Origin of the sequence: Xanthomonas sp. LMG 12460 (assembly GCF_009192895.1) — a bacterium.
Taxonomy (GTDB): Bacteria; Pseudomonadota; Gammaproteobacteria; order Xanthomonadales; family Xanthomonadaceae; genus Xanthomonas_A; species Xanthomonas_A sontii.
In genome coordinates this window covers 1-18835 of sequence record NZ_NKUH01000023.1, presented here as the reverse complement: position 1 = coordinate 18835, position 18835 = coordinate 1, and the positions used below count along the sequence as shown (strand labels likewise).

General features: G+C 70.1%; 21 protein-coding genes. 15 read left to right on the top strand and 6 right to left on the bottom strand.

The window, feature by feature from the left end; translation table 11 throughout:
* The first annotated feature begins 99 nt into the window (after nt 1–99).
* Nucleotides 100–372, top strand: coding sequence for a 30S ribosomal protein S20 (gene rpsT, locus CEK66_RS05580; RefSeq protein WP_010341167.1), 273 nt, complete (start codon nt 100–102; stop codon nt 370–372).
* A 121-nt stretch (nt 373–493) separates the two neighbouring features.
* On the opposite strand, the gene cgtA is transcribed toward rpsT, so the two are convergent.
* The 3 genes from cgtA to rplU form a co-directional block, all read right to left on the bottom strand.
* Nucleotides 494–1549, bottom strand: coding sequence for an Obg family GTPase CgtA (cgtA, locus tag CEK66_RS05575; protein WP_152236218.1), 1056 nt, complete (start codon nt 1547–1549; stop codon nt 494–496).
* Between the two features lie 267 nt (nt 1550–1816).
* Nucleotides 1817–2077 (bottom strand): 50S ribosomal protein L27, encoded by a 261-nt coding sequence (gene rpmA, locus CEK66_RS05570; RefSeq protein ID WP_010341169.1) that lies wholly within the window; start codon nt 2075–2077, stop codon nt 1817–1819.
* Between the two features lie 12 nt (nt 2078–2089).
* Entirely contained in the window at nt 2090–2410 is a 321-nt protein-coding gene (rplU, locus tag CEK66_RS05565) for a 50S ribosomal protein L21 (RefSeq protein ID WP_010341170.1), read from the bottom strand.
* 296 nt (nt 2411–2706) lie between these two features.
* On the opposite strand from rplU, the gene uvrA reads away from it, so the two are divergent.
* Together uvrA and CEK66_RS05555 are read left to right on the top strand one after the other, a co-directional pair.
* The gene (gene uvrA / locus CEK66_RS05560) at nt 2707–5706 is read left to right on the top strand and encodes an excinuclease ABC subunit UvrA (protein ID WP_150410405.1); all 3000 of its coding nucleotides are present in this window, start codon (nt 2707–2709) and stop codon (nt 5704–5706) included.
* Entirely contained in the window at nt 5706–6113 is a 408-nt protein-coding gene (locus CEK66_RS05555; RefSeq protein WP_017912417.1) for a thioesterase family protein, read from the top strand. The genes uvrA and CEK66_RS05555 overlap by 1 nt, the downstream gene beginning before the upstream one ends.
* Before the next feature lie 217 nt (nt 6114–6330).
* Here the strand turns inward: CEK66_RS05555 and CEK66_RS05550 are convergent, their stop codons facing one another.
* Nucleotides 6331–6777: a copper chaperone PCu(A)C gene (locus CEK66_RS05550; protein WP_152236217.1), complete on the bottom strand. Its 447-nt coding sequence runs from the start codon at nt 6775–6777 to the stop codon at nt 6331–6333.
* 34 nt (nt 6778–6811) lie between these two features.
* On the opposite strand from CEK66_RS05550, the gene CEK66_RS05545 reads away from it, so the two are divergent.
* The 3 genes from CEK66_RS05545 (at nt 6812) to CEK66_RS05535 (ending at nt 9104) form a co-directional block, all read left to right on the top strand.
* Nucleotides 6812–7591: an enoyl-CoA hydratase/isomerase family protein gene (locus tag CEK66_RS05545; protein WP_043092802.1), complete on the top strand. Its 780-nt coding sequence runs from the start codon at nt 6812–6814 to the stop codon at nt 7589–7591.
* Between the two features lie 72 nt (nt 7592–7663).
* Nucleotides 7664–8572 carry an acyl-CoA thioesterase II gene (tesB, locus tag CEK66_RS05540; protein ID WP_152236216.1) on the top strand — a complete coding sequence of 303 codons (909 nt, stop codon included), beginning with the start codon at nt 7664–7666 and terminating at the stop codon, nt 8570–8572.
* A 10-nt stretch (nt 8573–8582) separates the two neighbouring features.
* A complete protein-coding gene (locus CEK66_RS05535; RefSeq protein WP_017912414.1) occupies nt 8583–9104 on the top strand; it encodes a DUF2007 domain-containing protein in 522 nt (173 codons plus the stop codon).
* Nucleotides 9105–9464: 360 nt separating this feature from the next.
* On the opposite strand, the gene CEK66_RS05530 is transcribed toward CEK66_RS05535, so the two are convergent.
* Entirely contained in the window at nt 9465–10067 is a 603-nt protein-coding gene (locus CEK66_RS05530; RefSeq protein ID WP_043092804.1) for an EF-hand domain-containing protein, read from the bottom strand.
* 16 nt (nt 10068–10083) lie between these two features.
* On the opposite strand from CEK66_RS05530, the gene CEK66_RS05525 reads away from it, so the two are divergent.
* The 7 genes from CEK66_RS05525 (at nt 10084) to CEK66_RS05495 (ending at nt 15564) form a co-directional block, all read left to right on the top strand.
* Nucleotides 10084–10998 (top strand): arginyltransferase, encoded by a 915-nt coding sequence (locus CEK66_RS05525; protein ID WP_226978502.1) that lies wholly within the window; start codon nt 10084–10086, stop codon nt 10996–10998.
* A 91-nt stretch (nt 10999–11089) separates the two neighbouring features.
* Nucleotides 11090–12322, top strand: a complete 1233-nt coding sequence (locus tag CEK66_RS05520) for an endonuclease/exonuclease/phosphatase family protein (protein WP_152236214.1) — start codon at nt 11090–11092, stop codon at nt 12320–12322.
* A gap of 314 nt (nt 12323–12636) precedes the next feature.
* Nucleotides 12637–13020, top strand: coding sequence for a roadblock/LC7 domain-containing protein (locus tag CEK66_RS05515; protein ID WP_017909884.1), 384 nt, complete (start codon nt 12637–12639; stop codon nt 13018–13020).
* A 10-nt stretch (nt 13021–13030) separates the two neighbouring features.
* On the top strand, nt 13031–13531 hold the full coding sequence (locus CEK66_RS05510; protein WP_152236213.1) for a PAS domain-containing protein: 501 nt from the start codon (nt 13031–13033) through the stop codon (nt 13529–13531).
* The gene (locus CEK66_RS05505) at nt 13528–14283 is read left to right on the top strand and encodes a PhnD/SsuA/transferrin family substrate-binding protein (RefSeq protein ID WP_017912409.1); all 756 of its coding nucleotides are present in this window, start codon (nt 13528–13530) and stop codon (nt 14281–14283) included. Before CEK66_RS05510 ends, CEK66_RS05505 begins: the two co-directional genes overlap by 4 nt.
* A 7-nt stretch (nt 14284–14290) precedes the next feature.
* Entirely contained in the window at nt 14291–14932 is a 642-nt protein-coding gene (locus CEK66_RS05500) for a hypothetical protein (protein ID WP_226978499.1), read from the top strand.
* Nucleotides 14929–15564 (top strand): hypothetical protein, encoded by a 636-nt coding sequence (locus CEK66_RS05495; RefSeq protein WP_152236212.1) that lies wholly within the window; start codon nt 14929–14931, stop codon nt 15562–15564. The genes CEK66_RS05500 and CEK66_RS05495 overlap by 4 nt, the downstream gene beginning before the upstream one ends.
* 78 nt (nt 15565–15642) lie before the next feature.
* Here the strand turns inward: CEK66_RS05495 and purT are convergent, their stop codons facing one another.
* Nucleotides 15643–16830: a formate-dependent phosphoribosylglycinamide formyltransferase gene (gene purT, locus CEK66_RS05490; protein ID WP_017916348.1), complete on the bottom strand. Its 1188-nt coding sequence runs from the start codon at nt 16828–16830 to the stop codon at nt 15643–15645.
* Between the two features lie 194 nt (nt 16831–17024).
* Between purT and CEK66_RS05485 the strand changes: the two genes are divergently transcribed.
* A complete protein-coding gene (locus CEK66_RS05485; RefSeq protein ID WP_152236211.1) occupies nt 17025–18176 on the top strand; it encodes a Rieske 2Fe-2S domain-containing protein in 1152 nt (383 codons plus the stop codon).
* On the top strand, nt 18166–18792 hold the full coding sequence (locus CEK66_RS05480; protein ID WP_152236210.1) for a DapH/DapD/GlmU-related protein: 627 nt from the start codon (nt 18166–18168) through the stop codon (nt 18790–18792). The genes CEK66_RS05485 and CEK66_RS05480 overlap by 11 nt, the downstream gene beginning before the upstream one ends.
* The last annotated feature ends 43 nt before the right edge of the window (nt 18793–18835 follow it).

Here is an 18835-nt window from a genome sequence, read left to right as displayed (position 1 = left end):
GGCAGCCCTCTTGACAATTGACTTGACGCGAATATTCGGACGCTTCATACTCTCCCGCTTGTTTTTATCCACCACACAGCTTTCCAGGAAACCACCACCGTGGCCAATATCAAGTCCGCCAAGAAGCGCGCCAAGCAGACCGTCGTGCGCAACGCGCGCAACACGGCTCAGCGTTCGATGCTGCGCACCGCCGTCAAGAAGGTCATCAAGGCCCTGGACGCCAACGACGCAGCCGGCGCCGAAGCCGCTTTCGCCATCGCCCAGCCGATCCTCGACCGTTTCAGCTCGCGTGGCCTGATCCACAAGAACAAGGCTGCCCGTCACAAGAGCCGCCTGAGCGCCCGCATCAAGGCGATCAAGACCGCCGCCTGATCGGCCGCCGTCGACGCCGGAAGCGCCCACGCTTCCGGCAGCACCACGAAAAAGCCCGGCCTCGGCCGGGTTTTTCGTGTGCGCGTCACCCTGCCCCGCGCGCCGCGGGACGGCGCGACGCTCAGGAGGCATTGGCGGCCGCCTCCAGCGCCTCCTCGCGCTGGCGGTCGAAGAACGCCATCACGTCCTTCATGATCGGCCAGGTACCTTCGCGGCCCAGCGCCGACACCAGGTACCAGGGTTGGGTCCAGCCCAACTCGGCGACGACCTGGTCGGCCAGCGCCCGCGCCTCGTCCTCGAACATCAGGTCGGCCTTGTTCAGCACCAGCCAGCGCGGCTTGGCCAGCAGCTCCGGGTCGTGCTTCTGCAGCTCGCGCTCGATCGCGCGCACCTGCTCGGTCGGCGATACGCCATCCACGCCACCCTCCATCGGCGCCAGATCCACCAGGTGCAGCAGCAGGCGGGTGCGCTGCAGGTGGCGCAGGAACTGCGCACCGAGGCCGGCGCCGTCGGCGGCACCCTCGATCAGCCCGGGAATGTCGGCGATCACGAAGCTGCGGTAGGCCTCGACACTGACCACGCCCAGGTTCGGATACAGCGTGGTGAACGGGTAGTCGGCGACCTTCGGCGTCGCCGCGGACACGGCACGGATGAAGGTGCTCTTGCCGGCATTGGGGAAGCCCAGCAGGCCGACGTCGGCCAGCAGCTTCAGCTCCAGCTTGAGCGTGCGCTCCTCGCCCTCCTCGCCCGGCGTCGCCTTGCGCGGCGCGCGCGTCACCGAACTCTTGAAGTGCATGTTGCCCAGGCCGCCCTTGCCGCCCTGCGCGACCAGCAGGCGGTCGCCATGCGCGATCAGGTCGCCGATGACCTCGTCGGTCTCGACGTTGATCACCACGGTGCCGACCGGCACGGTGATGGTCAGATCCTCGCCGGCCTTGCCGTACATCTGCCGGCCCATGCCGTTCTCGCCGCGCTGCGCACGGAACGCGCGCTGGTGGCGGAAGTCGACCAGGGTGTTGAGATTTTCGTCGGCGACCAGCCACACACTGCCGCCATTGCCGCCGTCGCCGCCGTCGGGCCCACCCAGCGGGATGAACTTCTCGCGGCGAAAGCCGATGCAGCCATTGCCGCCATTGCCGGCCGTGACCTGGATTTCCGCTTCGTCTACGAGTTTCATGGATAACAACCGGGAATGGGGAATAGTGAATCGGGAATGGGAAAAGCGAGCCATCGCCGCGGCGACGATTCTATGTCGCGGCCACAGATCGGCAAACTCCATCACTGCATTGCCTGACGCAACCAGGACAGGGCAAGTTCACGGGAGGCGCCTTTGCCCATTCCCGATTCCCCACTCCCCATTCCCAGCCGCAAAACAAAAACCCCGCCGAAGCGGGGCTTTCGTCAGCAAGCCTGCGCCACGGCGCAGGCCCTGGACACCGGCGACTTACGCCTCGGTGACCACGCTTACGGTGCGGCGCTTCTTGGCGCCCTTCACCGAGAACTCGACCTTGCCGTCGACCAGCGCGAACAGGGTGTGGTCGCGGCCCAGGCCGACGCCGGCGCCCGGGTGGAACTGGGTGCCGCGCTGACGCACGATGATGTTGCCGGCTTCGATGGCCTGGCCGCCGAACATCTTCACGCCCAGGTACTTCGGGTTGGAGTCGCGGCCGTTGCGCGAGGAACCTACGCCTTTTTTGTGTGCCATGACTGCTGCTCCTTACTTCTTGTCGCCACCGGCGATGCCGGTGATCTCGATTTCGGTGTAGTGCTGCCGATGACCCTGACGCTTCATGTGGTGCTTGCGGCGGCGGAACTTGATGATGCGCACCTTGTCGGCGCGGCCATGGGCCACGACCTTGGCGGTGACGGCGGCGCCCTTCAGCGCGTCGCCGATCTTGATGCCGTCGCTGTCGCCCAGCATCAGGATGTTGTCGAACGTGATCTCGTTGCCGGCTTCGACTTCGAGCTTTTCCACGCGGAGCGTTTCGCCCTGCGCGACGCGGTATTGCTTACCGCCGGTGACCAGTACTGCGTACATGACCAGACTTCCTCTGTAGTTATTGTGGTCGTTCCCGTCGTGCCGTTTCGGGCAGACAGGAGCGGGATTGTAAGCCGCCGCGCGCGGCAGGGTCAAGCCCACCCAGGCCCGGACTGTCAAGCCCCGCGGGCCGGCGCGGTTGCCTGAACCAGCCAGCCGTCGGCGCCCGGCGGCGCTGGGATCTGCGGCAATTGCCCCCACCTGACAAGCTGGGTACGCTGATCGATTGCCGTCCCCTTTCCGCCCCCACACTGGCCAGCGGCACCGCCACGGCCGGCACATTCCGGAATCTCTTCATGGCGATGGATTACATCCGCATCCGCGGCGCGCGGACGCACAACCTCAAGAACCTCGACCTCGACCTGCCGCGCGACAAGCTGATCGTGATCACCGGCCTGTCCGGGTCCGGCAAGTCCTCGCTAGCGTTCGACACCATCTACGCCGAAGGCCAGCGCCGCTACGTGGAGTCGCTGTCGGCGTACGCGCGGCAGTTCCTCAGCGTGATGGAGAAGCCCGACATCGATCACATCGAAGGCCTGTCGCCGGCGATCGCGATCGAGCAGAAGTCGACCTCGCACAACCCGCGCTCCACCGTCGGCACCATCACCGAGATCTACGACTACCTGCGCCTGCTGTACGCGCGCGTCGGCCAGCCGCGCTGCCCCGACCACGGCTATCCGCTGGAGGCGCAGACGGTCAGCCAGATGGTCGACCAGGTGCTGACCCTGGACCCGGAGCAGCGCTACATGCTGCTGGCGCCGGTGATCCGCGAGCGCAAGGGCGAGCATGCGCAGGTGTTCGAACAACTGCGCGCGCAGGGCTTCGTGCGCGTGCGCGTGGACGGCGAGCTGTACGAGATCGACGCGGTGCCGGCGCTGGCGCTGCGCCAGAAGCACACCATCGAGGCGGTGATCGACCGCTTCCGCCCGCGCGAGGACATCAAGCAGCGCCTGGCCGAAAGCTTCGAGACCGCGTTGAAGCTGGCCGACGGCATGGTGTCGGTGCAGTCGCTGGACGACACCGCGGCCGCGCCGCACCTGTTCTCCTCCAAGTACAGCTGCCCGGTCTGCGACTACTCGCTGCCGGAACTGGAACCGCGCCTGTTCTCGTTCAACGCACCGATGGGCGCCTGCCCGAGCTGCGACGGCCTGGGCGTGGCCGAGTTCTTCGATCCCGAGCGGGTGGTGGTGCATCCGGAGCTGTCGCTGTCGGCCGGCGCGGTACGCGGCTGGGACCGGCGCAACGCGTACTACTTCCAGCTGATCGCCTCGCTGGCCAAGCACTACAAGTTCGACGTCGACGCGCCCTGGCAGTCGCTGCCGGCGAGCGTGCGCCAGGCGGTGCTGTACGGCAGCGGCGACGAGACCATCACCTTCACCTACTTCACCGACGCCGGCGGCCGCACCCAGCGCAAGCATCGCTTCGAAGGCATCATCCCCAACCTGGAGCGCCGCTACCGCGAGACCGAATCGCCGGCGGTGCGCGAGGAACTGGCCAAGTACATCAGCGAACGACCGTGCCCGGACTGCAAGGGCGCGCGCCTGAACAAGGCCGCGCGCAACGTGTTCGTCGCCGACCGCCCGCTGCCGGACCTGGTGGTGCTGCCGATCGACGATGCACTGACCTTCTTCCGCCAGCTCGACCTGCCCGGCTGGCGCGGCGAGATCGCCAGCAAGATCGTCAAGGAGATCGCCGAACGGCTGGGCTTCCTGGTCGACGTCGGTCTGGATTACCTGACCCTCGAGCGCAAGGCCGACACCCTGTCCGGCGGTGAGGCGCAGCGCATCCGCCTGGCCAGCCAGATCGGCGCCGGCCTGGTCGGCGTGATGTACGTGCTCGACGAACCCTCGATCGGCCTGCACCAGCGCGACAACGAACGCCTGCTCGGCACCCTTACCCGCCTGCGCGACCTCGGCAACACGGTGATCGTGGTCGAGCACGACGAGGACGCGATCCGCCTGGCCGATTACGTGCTGGACATCGGCCCCGGCGCCGGCGTGCACGGCGGCGAGGTGGTCGGCCACGGCAGCGTGCAGGACCTGCTGAAAGCGCCGCGCTCGCTGACCGGGCAATACCTGTCCGGCAAGCGCCGCATCGAGATCCCGGCCAAGCGCCACAAGGCCAATCCGAAGATGACCCTGCACCTGCGTGGGGCCACCGGCAACAACCTCAAGAACGTCGACCTGGACATCCCGGCCGGCCTGCTGACCTGCATCACCGGCGTGTCCGGCTCGGGCAAGTCGACGCTGATCAACGACACCCTGTTCACCCTGGCGGCGAACGAGATCAACGGCGCCTCGCACAGCGTGGCGCCGTACCGCGAGATCGAGCACCTGGACCTGTTCGACAAGGTCGTGGACATCGACCAGTCGCCGATCGGGCGCACCCCGCGCTCCAATCCGGCCACCTACACCGGCCTGTTCACGCCGCTGCGCGAACTGTTCGCGCAGGTGCCGGAAGCGCGCTCGCGCGGCTACTCGCCGGGCCGCTTCAGCTTCAACGTGCGCGGCGGCCGCTGCGAGGCCTGCCAGGGCGACGGCCTGATCAAGGTGGAAATGCACTTCCTGCCGGACGTGTACGTGCCCTGCGACGTCTGCCACGGCAAGCGCTACAACCGCGAGACGCTGGAGATCCTGTACAAGGGCTTCAACATCAACGACGTGCTGGAAATGACCGTCGAGGATGCGCTGAAGCTGTTCGAGCCGGTGCCGTCGATCGCGCGCAAGCTGGAGACTTTGGTCGACGTGGGCCTGAGCTACATCAAGCTGGGCCAGAGCGCGACCACCCTGTCCGGCGGCGAGGCGCAGCGGGTGAAGCTGTCCAAGGAACTGTCGCGGCGCGATACCGGCCGCACCCTGTACATCCTCGACGAGCCGACCACCGGCCTGCACTTCCACGACATCGAGGCGCTGCTGGGCGTGCTGCACAAGCTGCGCGACGAGGGCAACACCGTGGTGGTGATCGAGCACAACCTGGACGTGATCAAGACCGCGGACTGGATCGTCGACCTCGGCCCGGAAGGCGGCCACCGCGGCGGCACCATCCTGGTCACCGGCACGCCGGAGGACGTGGCGGCCTGCCCGCAGTCGTACACCGGCCAGTTCCTGGCGCGGATGCTGCCCTCCACCAGCGCGCGCCCGGAGCAGCCGGCGGCGATGGCCAACAAGCCCGATGCGCGCCCGCCGCGCAAGGTCAAGCCGGAAAAGCCGGCGAAGAAGCAGGCGGTGGCCGCCAAGAGCGGCAAGGCCAGCAAGAGCACCACCAGCACCGGCACCAAGAAGAAGAAGGACGTTTGATGAGCAGCGAACACAAGATCCTGGCGCGCATCCCGATCAGCGTGCGCTGGCGCGACATGGACAGCATGGGCCACGTCAACAACGCCAAGTACATCTCCTACCTGGAAGAGGCGCGCGTGCGCTGGATGCTGGGCGTGGAAGGCGTCTCGATGAGCGATCGCATCGCCCCGGTGGTGGCCGCGACCAACGTCAACTATCGCGCACCGATCGTGTGGCCCAACGACATCCTGGTCGAACTGTTCGTCGAGCGCCTGGGCACCAGCAGCGTGACCATCGGCCACCGCATCGTCGACCAGCAGGACGAAAGCCGGCTGTACTCCGACGGCCACGTGGTGGTGGTGTGGATGGACACCCAGACCGGCAAGAGCGCGCCGCTGCCGGACGCCGTACGCAAGGCGACGAGCTGAGGCCTGCGCTTGCGCCGGGCGTGGCCCGGCGCATAGTCCGCAGCGCAGCGGCGCTGCCCACGCAGGAGCGGCGTGCGCTCCTTGTGGGAGGGACTTCAGTCCCGACGACGGGTGGTCTCAGCCGACGCTGGGCTTCGCCCGTCGCGGCTGATCCCACCAAAGGGGACGAGAACCGCTCCTACGACAAGGGGAGGCGCCTTTTCCCGAGGAGGCTCCCCTACATCGCCTGCTTGCGCACGGTCAGCGTCGCATCGACCTTGCCGCCGCCTTCCAGTTGCAACTGCAGCGGCACGGCCTGGCCTTCGCTCAGCGCGCCCTTGCCCTGCATCAGCATCAGGTGCATGCCGCCGGGCTTGAGTTCCACGCGGGCGCCAGGCGCCAGCGGCACGCGCTCGACCGCGCGCATCCGGCTGACGCCGGCCACGACCGTGGTCTCGTGCAACGACACATCGCCGAAGCTGGGGCTGCTGGCGCCGGTGACCGTGACCGGCTTGCCGCAGCCGTTGTGGAGCACGCCGTAGCCGGCGGTCATCGGCATCGCCGGATTCGGCGGCAAGCGCGCCCAGCCCTGCTCCAGAGTGACGCACGCCGGTTCCGCGGCCGACGCAGTGGCGGCAACCGCACACAGTATGAACAATACGCCAGCGAATGGTTTGGTTATCATCGCCGAGGTTCCTTCTTCGAAAGCAGACCGCAGCATGACGACGCTCATCGACGTGATCAACCATGGCCCCCTCCGCGAACTGCGCCTGGCGCGGCCGCCGGTCAATGCGCTGGACACCGACCTGTGCCGGCACCTGATCCAGGCGATCGAGCAGGCCAACGCCGATGGCGCGCACGGCATCGTGCTGTCGGGCAACGAACGCCTGTTCTCCGCCGGCATGGACGTGCCGCACCTGCTCGGCCACGGCGACGATCGCGCCAAGCTGCTGGGCAGCTGGCAGCAGTTCTTCGGTGCGGCGCGCGCCTTGGCCGCCAGCCCGATCCCGGTGGTCGCGGCGCTGACCGGCCACGCCCCGGCCGGCGGTTGCGTGCTGGCGCTGTGCTGCGACTACCGGGTGATGGCGCGCAGCCCCGATGCGGCGCATCCGCTGCACATCGGCCTGAACGAGACCCAGGTCGGCCTGGTCGCCCCGGAAGGCATCCAGCGCCTGCTGCGGCGCGTGGTCGGCGCGCACCGCGCCGAGCGCCTGCTGGTCGGCGGCGACCTGGTCAGCGCCGAACGCGCGCTGGAGATCGGCCTGGTCGACGAACTGGTCGACGCCGACCTGGTGGTGGCGCGCGCGCTGGCCTGGCTGCTGGACCTGCTCAAGCGCCCGCGGCAGCCGATGCTGCAGACCCGTGCCATCGCCCGCGCCGACCTGCGCGCGGCGCTGGCCGACGAGCACATCGGGCTGGAGCGACTGATCGACGACTGGCAGGCGCCGGACACCCAGGCCGCACTGCGCGCGCTGGTGGCGCGTCTGGGCAAGGGCTGAGCGGAGCGGGCACGCGGGCGGGCGCGGACGGCCCGCTATAATCGGCGCACGTCCGTCGCCAGGCCCCGCCTCTTGTCCGCCAAGCCCGCCCCCGTCGTCTCCGAACTGATCGAGCTGCTGTCGCTGGAGCGGCTGGAGGACAACCTGTTCCGCGGCCAGAGCCGCGACATCGGCACCAAGTACGTGTTCGGCGGCCAGGTGCTGGGCCAGGCGCTGTCGGCGGCACAGGCCACGGTGGAGAACGCGCGCCGCGTGCATTCGCTGCATGCCTATTTCCTGCGCGCTGGCGACATCGAGCATCCCATCGTCTACGACGTGGACCGCACCCGCGACGGCGGCAGCTTCTCGGTGCGCCGGGTCACCGCGATCCAGCACGGCAAGGTGATCTTCTTCTGCGCGGCCTCGTTCCAGGAACAGGAGGACGGCGCCACCCATCAGCTGAAGATGCCGGAAGTGCCGCAGCCGGAAGACATCGAGCCGACCCCGGCGGCGCGCCCGGAAGTGCTGGCGACGCTGCCGACCAAGGTGCAGCGCTGGCTCTCGCGCGGCGGCCCGTTCGAGTTCCGCCACGTGTATCCGCGCGACGAACTGAATCCGCCCAAGCGTCCGCCGTTCCAGCAGATGTGGCTGCGCCTGAGCGAGCCGGCCGGCGATGCGCCGGAACTGCACCAGGCGCTGCTCGCCTACGCTTCGGACTTCCACCTGCTCGGCACCGCCACCTTCCCGCACGGCATCAGTTACTACACGCCGAATGTGCAGATGGCCTCGCTCGACCACGCGCTGTGGTTCCACCGCCCGTTCCGCGCCGACGACTGGCTGCTGTACTCGCTGGACAGCCCCAGTGCGCAGGGCGCGCGCGGCCTGGCGCGCGGGCAGTTCTTCACCCGCGACGGGACCCTGGTGGCGAGCACCGCACAGGAAGGCCTGATCCGGGTGGTCCCCGACGCCGACGCCGCGGCGCAGGTTCCGGCAAAACGCTGAGGACACGAACATGCGTCAGATCTTCAGCAGCCAACGCGTGGAAACCGCCGAAGGCGTCGCCGCCCTGCTGCGCGACGCCGGCATCGACGTGCGCCTGAGCAACGGCCGCTCCTACCGGACCCGGCGCAGCGGCCAGTTCAGCTATCTCGACCCGGTCGCGGCGCAGGCGCAGCCCACGGTGTGGGTGGTGCACGCCGACGACCAGCCGCGCGCACGCGAACTGCTGCGCGACGCCGGCCTGCTCGACAGCACCCGCCGCGATCCGGAACAGGGCCGTGCACCCTACTTGAACGAGTTCCGCTCGCAGGTGGAAGCGGACGGCGGCAAGCGCTGGGCCTGGCGCATCCGCATCGCCCTGCTGCTGGCGATCGGTGCGGTGGCGCTGATCACCGTGCTGCGCCATCGCGACAACCGCGCGCCGACCACCGCACCAGCACAGGCACCCGCGACGCAACCGGCCACGCCCCCGGCGCAGGACACCGGCAGCGACGAAGTGCGCGTGCGCGTGCAGCCGGCACCCCGCGGCAACTGAGCCGCGCCGAACGCAGGTCCACGCATGCGGTGGACGTCACTATGGCGATGACGCCCTGCCGATGATCGTCCTTGCGCGACGGCGGAGGCACCAACGCTGCGACGGCAATCCGATCGGCACGGCGATCGCATCCTGCGCGCGGTGTCCGCCGTAGCGGAGACCGCCACCGCAACCGGCCGCGACGCTGTCGACGCGCCCCGCGCGACCACGCGCGTCCCGCGCTGCACCTGCGCCGCACTGCACGCGACGGCAGGTTTCGGCAGATGGAAAAACAAGAACGCCCCTGCGCGCGGGGCGCAGGGGCGCTGTCGATCGGCGCCTTGGTGCCGTGACGCCGCGGCCACCGCCGCGGCGGATGGCTCAGTTGCTGTCCGGCGCCGGCATCGGCGGCGGTGCGTCTCCACCGCGCTGCCCGCCCGGGCGATGCGCCCAGCGCTTGGCCTGCGCCGCATCGAACTCGGCGCGGCTGAGCATGCCGTCCTTGTTGGTGTCGGCCGCGGTGAACCAGGCATCGCGATGTTGCTTGGCGCGCAGTTCGAAGTCGGCACGGTCGATGTAGCCGTCCTTGTTCACGTCCATCTTGTCGAAGCGCGCGGCGAGCTTGGGATCGGCCTGCGCTTCGGCGCGGCTGATGCGGCCGTCCTTGTTGGTGTCCAGCTTGGCCATCATCGCGCCGGGCACGCCGTGGTCGCCCGGGCCGCCGTGACGGCCGTGGCGCGGCCACTCGTCGCGACTGAGCTTGCCGTCGTGGTTCTTGTCCATGGCGTCGAAATGCTGGGCCAGGCGCGGATCGGCGGCAGCCTCGCTGCGGTCGATGACACCGTCGCCGTTCTTGTCGAGCGCGGCGATGCCGCCGGCATCGGCGGGCGCGGCGGGATCGGCCGGCGGCGGGGGAACGGCGTAGGCGGTACCGGACAGCACGGCCAGCACGGCCAGGGCGAGCAGCGGGTTGCGAGACTTCATGGGTCACTCCCTGAGGATGATGGGAACCTGCCAGGACGGCAGGCGTCCGGCGCCGTGGCGCCTTCCCTGCAGACAACGTCCCGTCGCCGCCACGGTTGACCGGCTGCCGGGCGTATTCATGGTGCGGACAGTCGCGGCCCCTGCGATGGCGAAGCGCTATGCTCGACGCATGGCCATCCATTCCGACGCTAGCGACGACCTGCGGCTGTTCCAGACCGGCCAGCACGCGTGTGGCTACTGGCCCGAGCGGCAGGCCCGCGACCTGGTGCTGGACCCGCACGATCCACGCCTGGGCGCGCTATATCCGCTGGCGCTGAGCTGGGGCTTCCGCCGCTCCGGCGATCTGGTCTATCGCCCGCACTGCGACCATTGCCGCGCCTGCGTTGCGGTGCGCATCCCGATCGATGCGTTCGTGCCCGATCGCAGCCAGCGCCGCTGCCTGGCGCGCAATGCCGATATCGAGGTCCGCATCGTCGCCGCCGAGCGCAGCGAGGAACAGCTGGCGCTGTACCAGCGCTACCTGCGCCACCGCCATCCCGGCGGCGGCATGGACGATCACGGCGCGCACGAGTTCGACCAGTTCCTGATCGGCCGCTGGTCGCATGGGCGCTTCCTGGAGCTGCGGCAACGCATGCCGGACGGACGGCGTGGGCCGCTGCTGGCGGTAGCGGTCACCGACATCGCCGCGCAGGCGCTGTCGGCGGTCTACACCTTCTACGACCCGGACGCCGGCGCGCGCGGCCTGGGCACCCTGGCGATCCTGCAGCAGATCGCCTGGGCGCGACGCGAGGGCCTGCGCCACCTGTATCTGGGCTACTGGATCCGCGGCCACCAGAAGATGGACTACAAGCGCCGCTTCCGGCCGCTGCAGGCCTACGACGGCCGCCACTGGCGCGACTTCGACGACTATCTGCGCCAGCTCGGCGGCTAGCCGACGGCAACCGATACCGCGCTGCCCAGCCGAGGGCTCCGCACGTCGCGGCGCCATCGTGCCGACATGCCGCGCATGCGAAAATCGGCACATGACATCACGCCTCCTCCTGCTTGCCCTGACCCTGCTGTGCGGCGCCTGCGCGCACACCGCTCCCACGTCCTCCCCGATGACCGATGCCGCCGCGCCCGCCGCCAGGACGCTGCGCCTGGCCACCTACAACACCTCGCTCAATGCCGACGACCCCGGCGCGCTGATCGCCGCCCTGCAGGGCGACAGCGCGCAGGCGCGCAAGATCGCCGCGGTGCTGCAGCAGGTGCGCCCGGACATCGTGCTGCTCAACGAGTTCGACTACGACGAGGCGCACCGCGCCGCCGACCTGTTCGAGCAGCGCTACCTCGCGGCGCCGCAACCGCACGGCGGCGCTGCGCTGCGCTATCCCTACCGCTACCTGGCCCCGGTCAACACCGGCGTGCCCAGCGGCCTGGACCTGGACAACGACGGCCATGTCGGCGGCGAAGGCCGCGCGCGCGGCAACGACGCCTGGGGCTACGGCCTGCATCCCGGCCAGTACGGCATGCTGCTGCTGTCGAAGTACCCGATCGACACCGCGGCGGTGCGCAGCTTCCGCCTGCTGAAATGGAGCGCGATGCCCGACGCGCTGCGCCCGGTCGATCCGGCCACCGGCCGCTTCTTCCACAGCGACGCGGTGTGGGCGCAGTTGCGGCTGTCGTCCAAGTCGCACTGGGACGTGCCGGTGCGTACCCCGCTGGGCGTGCTGCATGCGCTGGTGTCGCACCCGACCCCGCCGGTGTTCGACGGCGCGGAGAAGCGCAACGCCGCACGCAACCACGACGAACTGCGGCTGTGGCGCGAGTACCTGGACGATGCCGGCAGCGGCAAGGCGCGCTGGCTGTGCGACGACGCCGGCCGCTGCGGCGGACTGGCCGCCGATGCGCAGTTCGTGATGCTCGGCGACCTCAACAACGACGTGATCGACGGCGACGGCCACCACGACGCGATCCGCGCGCTGGTGACGCATCCGCGCGTCCTGCAATACCCCACCCCGCACAGCGCTGGCGGCGAGGAGACCACGCGCGCCTACGCGGCCACCGGCATCGACCATCGCGGCCCACCGCAGCAGGTCACCGGCGATTTCGGCCCCAAGGCCGGCACCATGCGCCTGGACTACGTGCTGCCGTCGCGCAACTTCCGCTACCTGGACAGCGGCGTGTTCTGGCCGGCCTCCGATGATGCCTCCGCCGCCATCGCCGACGGCAGCGACCACCACCTGGTCTGGGTCGACGTCGCAGCGGGACGGTAAGCGCAGGAGGACCGGGGCGGCGCGCAGCATGGCGCCGCCTAGCAGCACCCCACAGGCGGCCTGGCGGCCGCCTTTTGCTTGCCTGGCCGGCGCGCCAAGCCCCTGGCGAGCGGCCTGCACCCGCGCGGCCGCGTTGACCGCCGGCCGCGAGGCGGCGCCGGTGTGAGCAGGGCCTGACCCCTTCGCGGCAGCAGTGCCGCCCATCGGATCGCCCCTCCTGCGCAGCGCCTGCGCCGGGCACCGCCATCGGCCTTGATCCAGATCAAGGGCAAGACTGCGCCGACGCGGTCCAATGCCTCCCGCACCCGGTCGGGATGCGCAAGCGGATGGCGAGCATGCGAACGCAACAGTTGCAACAGGCGCTGGAAGGCCTCAATGGCGCCACCGCCGATATCGAGGCCTCGGCGCTGATCTCCCTGGACGGGCTGATGATCGCCTCGGCGATGCCGCAGGGCATGGACGAGGACCGCGTCGGCGCGATGTCCGCGGCGCTGCTCGCGCTGGGCGAGCGCAGCGCGCGCGAACTGGCGCGCGGCGCGCTGGAGCGGGTGCTGATCCAGGGCGAACTCGGCTACGTGATCATGAGTGCGGCCGGCCGCGAGGCGGTGCTCACCGTGCTGGCCAAGCCCAGCGCCAAGCTCGGCCTGGTGTTCCTGGACATCAAGCGCGCCGCGCAGGCGCTGCAACAGATCCTGTAGGGGCGCCGCCATGCCGCTGCCGCCGATGCAAGCGCCGCACGAGCCGCACCGCAGCGCCGAGCTGCGCTACCACGACGGCAGCCGCCGCACGGTGTACTGGAGCGAACGCGAGGTGGCCTATCCGGACGGGCGCCTGATCGTCTCGCGCACCGACCTGGACGGCGTCATCACCCACGCCAACGACGCCTTCGTCGAACTCAGCGGCTGGCCGCGCGAACTGCTGATCGGCGCGCCGCACTGCATCCTGCGCCACCCGGAGATGCCGCGGCGCGCATTCCGCGAACTCTGGGACACCGTGCTGGCCGGCGAGAAGTGGCACGGCTACGTCAAGAACCTGCGCCGCGACGGCGCCTGCTACTGGGTCTACGCCACCGCCTTGCCGAACGTCCGCGACGGCCGCGTGGTCGGCTTCACCTCGGTGCGGCGCAAGCCGTCGCGGCGGCGCATCGACGCGCTGCAGCCGCTGTACGCGCAATGGCTGCAGGACGAACGCGCGGAGCCGCTGGCATGAGCTGCACGTTCCTGGTCGCGCCGGACTTCGCGCCCGAGTACTTCGGCGGCTGGTACCTGCTCAGCACGGTGCTGCAGCGCCGCGCCGGCCTCGGCCTGCGCCTGCTGATGCCGGCCGATGCCGCCGAACAGCGGCAATTGCTGGACGACAGCGTCGTCGACCTGGTGTACGCCAGCCCGTTCGACGCCAGCGCGTTGATCCGCGACCGCGGCTACCTGCCGCTGGTCAGGCCGCGCGGGCACGCCGACGAGGTGGTGATCGCGACCGCGGCCGAGGCGCCGGCGCGCTGCGTGGAAGACTTGCCCTACGGCTGCCGCATCGCCCTGACCGCCAACCACGACGTACGCCTGATCGGCCTGCGCCTGCTGGAACCGGCCGACCTGGAGCCGGAACGCATCGCCTGGCGCCCGGCCAGCAGCTACGCCGCGGTAGCGCGGCTGCTGCTGGAAGGCGAAGCCGATGCCGGCCTGTTCCTGGCCACCGCCTACCACGGCCTGTCGCGCCTGACCCGCGCGCGATTGCGTCCGCTGGTGGAAAGCGCGCTGTGCGACATCGGCCACGTGCTGCTGGCGCATCCGCGCCTGGGCCCGCAACTGCCTGCGCTGCGCGACGCCCTGCTGGCGCTGGGCGATGCCGCGCATCGCGACGACCAGGCGGTGCTCGACGCGCTGGGCCTGGAACGCGGCTTCGAGGCGATGGCCACGGAGGACGCCGAATTCATGATCGACCTGATCGACACCTTGCTGGACTGAGGCGCCCATGCCCACGCTTCCCGCTCGCGATCCCGCACGCCTGGTGATGCGCACCCATGCCCGCGCACTGCTGCGCGACCCGCGCGATGCCGCCGCGCACCTGGCGCGGCTGCACGCCGCGCTGCAATTGCACGACAACGAACCGACCCAGGGCGTGCTGGCCGACCTGTTCTTGGCCTTGCCGCGGCACGATGTCGCCCTGCGCCAGTTGGCGCTGCAGATGGCCGCGGCGCATCTGGCGCCGCACGTGGCCGAGGCCTTCCAGCGCCACAGCCAGGGCCACGCGCTGCTGCCGATCAACGCCCTGGCCACGCGCTGGAGCGTGCTGGCGCGGCCGTCCGCCGACGTGCCGGCGCGGGTGCGCCGGGCCAGCCCGGACCATTCGCGGCGGATGGTGCGCGAGGTGGTGGACGCGCTGTGCGACGGCGCACCGATCGCCGCGGCGCGCTGCGAGCGCGAGTTCCTGGACTACTGCATCAGTTGCCAGGACAAGCTCGCCTTCATGCTCGCCACGCGCGAACTGCGCCGCCATGCGCTGGCCCTGGGCGACCGCTGGGACAGCACCGCGCGCTGGCTGCAGCAGCGCGAGCCGCTGGGCGGCCGCAGCGTCGACGCCCTGTCCTTTTCCAGCGCGAGTGCGCCGCGATGACCGCCCCCGACCCGACCAGCTCCGAACCGACCTGGCTGATGCCGACCCCGCACGGCGTGCTGCACGGCTTCGCCAGCGCCACGCCCGACCGCCTGCAGCGCGCGCTGCAACTGCTGCTCGGCGCGCACGGCGCGCTGTCGCTGCAGGAGTGGCGCCAGCGCGTGGGCGGCGACGCACAACGGCTGCTGCAGGAGGCGCGCGAACAGCAATGGGTGCAGTTGCTGCGGCGCGCAGTGCCGGGCCCGGAAATCCGCCTGGACGATTTCGCCCAGCATGTGATCGCCCCGCTGTCGGCCGAACGCCGCGCGGTGCTGGCCTCCGACAGCGGCTTCTGCCTGGGCCATGCCGGCCTGGACCAGGAACAGGCCGACACGCTGAGCGTGGCCGCGGCCGACTTCTCCGGCTTCGCCCAGCGCCAGAGCGCGCGCGGCTGGCACGGCGCGCACCGCTACGTGGCGTTCTACAGCGAGCCGCAACTGCTGCTGCCGGACTGGTCGTTCGTGCCGTTCTGGGTCGACGGCGCCGGCTACTGGCTGGTGCTGGGCGGCGAGGCCCTGCTCAACAACCTGGCGATGGTCGAACTGGTGTGGAGCATTCGCCTGGCAGCGGCACGGTTTGCGCCGCCGGCTTGAGGGCCGGGAATGGGGAATCGGGAGTGGGGAATGGGAAAGCGGGTCCCCTTTGGCCCCGCTTTCCGAGCGCTCGCCGTTTTATGCGTCCAGGTCGATGGTGAGGGCCGCGGCGGCGTCGCGGGCGGTTTGCCGCGCCTCGTCGATGCTTGCGCCACGGGCCAGGGTCACGCCGACACGGCGGTGGCCGTGCACGCTGGGCTTGCCGAACAGACGCAGGGCGGTGTCCGGCGCCTGCAGGGCAGCATCGACATTGCCGAAGCGCGGCACGCCTTCGCCGTGGGCCAGCAGCGCGCACGAGGCCGACGGGCCGTTCTGACGGATCGCCGGAATCGGCAGGCCGAGGATCGCACGCGCATGCAGGGCGAACTCGCTCAGTTCCTGCGACACCAGGGTGACCAGGCCGGTGTCGTGCGGCCGCGGCGACACCTCGCTGAACCAGACCTCGTCGCCCTTGACGAACAGCTCCACGCCGAACAGGCCCCAGCCGCCGAGATCGTCGGTGACCGCGCGGGCGATGTCCTGCGCGCGCTGCAGGGCCAGCGCCGACATCGGCTGCGGCTGCCAGCTCTCGCGGTAGTCGCCGTCCTTCTGCCAGTGCCCGATCGGATCGCAGAACGCGGTGCCGCCGGCGTGGCGCACGGTCAGCAGGGTGATCTCGTACTCGAAGTCGATGAAACCCTCGACGATGCAGCGGCCGGCGCCGGCGCGGCCGCCGGTCTGCGCGTACTCCCACGCCGCGTCGATATCGGCGGCGCTGCGCAGCGTGCTCTGGCCCTTGCCGGAGGACGACATCACCGGCTTGACCACGCACGGCAGGCCGACCGCGGCGATCGCCTCGCGGTACTGCTCGGGCGTGTCCACGAAGCGGTAAGGCGAGGTCGGCAGGCCCAGGGTCTCGGCGGCCAGGCGGCGGATGCCTTCGCGATCCATGGTCAGCCGCGCCGCACGCGCCGTCGGGATCACCCGCTGGCCGAGGTCGCGCTCCAGCGCCACCAGGGTCTCGGTGTGGATCGCCTCGATCTCCGGCACGATCAGGTGCGGCTGCTCGCGCGCGATCAGTTCGCGCAGCGCCATCGCATCGAGCATGTCGACCACGTGGCTGCGATGCGCGACCTGCATCGCCGGGGCGTCGGCATAGCGGTCCACCGCGATCACCTCCACGCCGAAGCGCTGCAGTTCGATCGCCACTTCCTTGCCCAGTTCGCCGGAGCCGAGCAGCAGCACGCGGGTGGCGGAAGCGGACAGCGGGGTTCCCAGAGTGACCATGACGGCGGCGCCTGCGCGAAGAGGGGAGCCGTATTCTACCGGGCCGGCGCCCCACGCCGGCACAGGATCGGCCACGCCATCGTCGGCGCGCAGCGAGGTGCTATCTTCCGCAACGTCACTGGGGATGTCGCCATGCACGCACACAGCGCCGAACACCGCCACGGCACGCCCTGCCGCACCGCCGAGGCGCGCCCATGCACTCGCTGATGCCGGCCGAGGCCTACATCGACGAGGCCTGGTTTGCGCGCGAGCGCGAGCTCCTGATGATGCCGCTGTGGCAGTTCGTGGCGCCGCGCATGCTGCTGGACAAGCCCAACGCCTTCGTGCGCCGCTCGATCTGCGGGGTGGACGTGGTGGTGCAGCACATCGACGGCGAACTGCGCGCCTTCGACAACCTGTGCCTGCACCGGCAGAACCCGCTGCAACAGCAACCGCAGGGCGTGCGCCCGCTGGTCTGCAGCTACCACGGCTGGCGCTACGGCGCCGACGGCGGCGTGGACAACATCCCGTTCCAGGACGATGCCTACCGCCTCGCTCCAGAGGCGCGCGCCTGCCTGCGGCTGCGCCGCTTCGCGGTGGCCTGCATCGGCAAGCTGGTGTTCGTGAACCTGTCGCCCGCGCCGATGCCGCTGGAGGCGCAGTTCTCGCTGGAGGCGCTGGAGATGCTGCGCGCCGCTTCCGAACAGTTCGACGACGAAGTGCTGGTGGCGACCTTCGAGGCCGACTTCAACTGGAAGCTGGCCTACGAGAACCTGCGCGACGCGCTGCACCCGCGCTTCGTGCATGCGCGCACGCTGGCGCAGCAGGTGAAGTTCCAGGTGCAGATGGACGACGCCGGCGTCGCCGAGGCGCGCCGCTACCATGCCGAGGGCAGCGCCTCGCGCGAGGCGCATCTGGCGCGCCTGCGCGATTTCAGCAGCGGCGGGCTCAACGAGCCGTTGGTGGCGATGGCGCACTACCCCTGGCACGCGCACGTCGAACGCTTCGGCAACGACGACTGGTATCTGAACTGGCTGCTGTACCCGAACCTGCACATCGCCTCGGGCTCGGGCGGCTATTCCTTCATCATCGAGCACCACCAGCCGGTGTCGGCGCAGCGCACCGACCTGCTGGTGTACTACGTCACCGCGCGCAAGAAGCATCGCTACCCGGGTTCCGACGCGGTGTTGCTGGGGCACCTGCACGGCGCCGAGAAGGTGCTGCGCGAGGACATCGAGATCATGGAACAGGTGCAGTCGGGACTGCGCGCCGGCGCCCCGCGCGCGGTGCTGGGCGACTACGAGCACGCCAACATGCAGATCGAACGCTGGTACATGGACGTCATGGAGGGCCGCCATGTCCTCTGACAAGTACGTGGTCGGCAGCGGTGCGCTGTTGCGCTGGGCGCTGGCGGCCTGGGCCGAGGCGGCGCCGGAGTGCGTGCTGCACCCGGTGGACGTGGCCCAGGGCAAGGACTACCGCTTCGACCTGGATGCCCTGCACGCACTGGCCGACACCGGCGCCACCGCCTTCGTCGCCTGGGGCGCGCAGTTCCTCAACTTCCGCCGCCAGGAGCTGATGGGCGAACTGAAGGCGCGCGGTTTCAGGATGCCGCCGCTGATCTGCCGCGGCGCGCAGGTGGCCGCGAGCGCGCGCGTCGGCGAGAACTGCGCGATCGGCGCCGGCGCCATCGTCGATGCGCACTGCGACATCGGCTTCAACGCCTGGATCGGCGCGGCGGCGGTGCTGGAATCGGCGGTCAAGGTCGGCGCCTCGGCGTGGATCGAGGCCGGCGCGACGCTCGGCGCCGAAGCGCAGATCGGCGCCCAGGCCACGCTCGGCCGACAGGTCGACATCGGCCCCGGCGTGCGCATCGGCAAACGCTGCCAGATCGAGATCCCCGGCCGCTACCGCAGCGACATCGCCACCGGCACCCACCACCTCAGCGGTTTCCGCTCGCCGGTGCTGATTCTCGGCGGGTGAGTGGCCGCCTCGGCGGCCGGGAATCGGGAATCGGGATTGGGGA

Excerpts from the sequence above, each read along its gene's own strand:
- rpmA (WP_010341169.1), bottom strand. The coding sequence starts at position 2,077 with ATGGCACACAAAAAAGGCGTAGGTTCCTCGCGCAACGGCCGCGACTCC.
- CEK66_RS05545 (WP_043092802.1), top strand. The coding sequence starts at position 6,812 with ATGACGACGCTCATCGACGTGATCAACCATGGCCCCCTCCGCGAACTG.
- CEK66_RS05555 (WP_017912417.1), top strand. The coding sequence starts at position 5,706 with ATGAGCAGCGAACACAAGATCCTGGCGCGCATCCCGATCAGCGTGCGC.
- CEK66_RS05550 (WP_152236217.1), bottom strand. The coding sequence starts at position 6,777 with ATGATAACCAAACCATTCGCTGGCGTATTGTTCATACTGTGTGCGGTT.
- uvrA (WP_150410405.1), top strand. The coding sequence starts at position 2,707 with ATGGCGATGGATTACATCCGCATCCGCGGCGCGCGGACGCACAACCTC.
- CEK66_RS05530 (WP_043092804.1), bottom strand. The coding sequence starts at position 10,067 with ATGAAGTCTCGCAACCCGCTGCTCGCCCTGGCCGTGCTGGCCGTGCTG.
- CEK66_RS05495 (WP_152236212.1), top strand. The coding sequence starts at position 14,929 with ATGACCGCCCCCGACCCGACCAGCTCCGAACCGACCTGGCTGATGCCG.
- cgtA (WP_152236218.1), bottom strand. The coding sequence starts at position 1,549 with ATGAAACTCGTAGACGAAGCGGAAATCCAGGTCACGGCCGGCAATGGC.
- rplU (WP_010341170.1), bottom strand. The coding sequence starts at position 2,410 with ATGTACGCAGTACTGGTCACCGGCGGTAAGCAATACCGCGTCGCGCAG.
- CEK66_RS05485 (WP_152236211.1), top strand. The coding sequence starts at position 17,025 with ATGCACTCGCTGATGCCGGCCGAGGCCTACATCGACGAGGCCTGGTTT.
- CEK66_RS05515 (WP_017909884.1), top strand. The coding sequence starts at position 12,637 with ATGCGCAAGCGGATGGCGAGCATGCGAACGCAACAGTTGCAACAGGCG.
- CEK66_RS05525 (WP_226978502.1), top strand. The coding sequence starts at position 10,084 with ATGATGGGAACCTGCCAGGACGGCAGGCGTCCGGCGCCGTGGCGCCTT.
- CEK66_RS05520 (WP_152236214.1), top strand. The coding sequence starts at position 11,090 with ATGACATCACGCCTCCTCCTGCTTGCCCTGACCCTGCTGTGCGGCGCC.
- CEK66_RS05505 (WP_017912409.1), top strand. The coding sequence starts at position 13,528 with ATGAGCTGCACGTTCCTGGTCGCGCCGGACTTCGCGCCCGAGTACTTC.
- purT (WP_017916348.1), bottom strand. The coding sequence starts at position 16,830 with ATGGTCACTCTGGGAACCCCGCTGTCCGCTTCCGCCACCCGCGTGCTG.
- CEK66_RS05500 (WP_226978499.1), top strand. The coding sequence starts at position 14,291 with ATGCCCACGCTTCCCGCTCGCGATCCCGCACGCCTGGTGATGCGCACC.
- CEK66_RS05510 (WP_152236213.1), top strand. The coding sequence starts at position 13,031 with ATGCCGCTGCCGCCGATGCAAGCGCCGCACGAGCCGCACCGCAGCGCC.
- CEK66_RS05480 (WP_152236210.1), top strand. The coding sequence starts at position 18,166 with ATGTCCTCTGACAAGTACGTGGTCGGCAGCGGTGCGCTGTTGCGCTGG.
- CEK66_RS05535 (WP_017912414.1), top strand. The coding sequence starts at position 8,583 with ATGCGTCAGATCTTCAGCAGCCAACGCGTGGAAACCGCCGAAGGCGTC.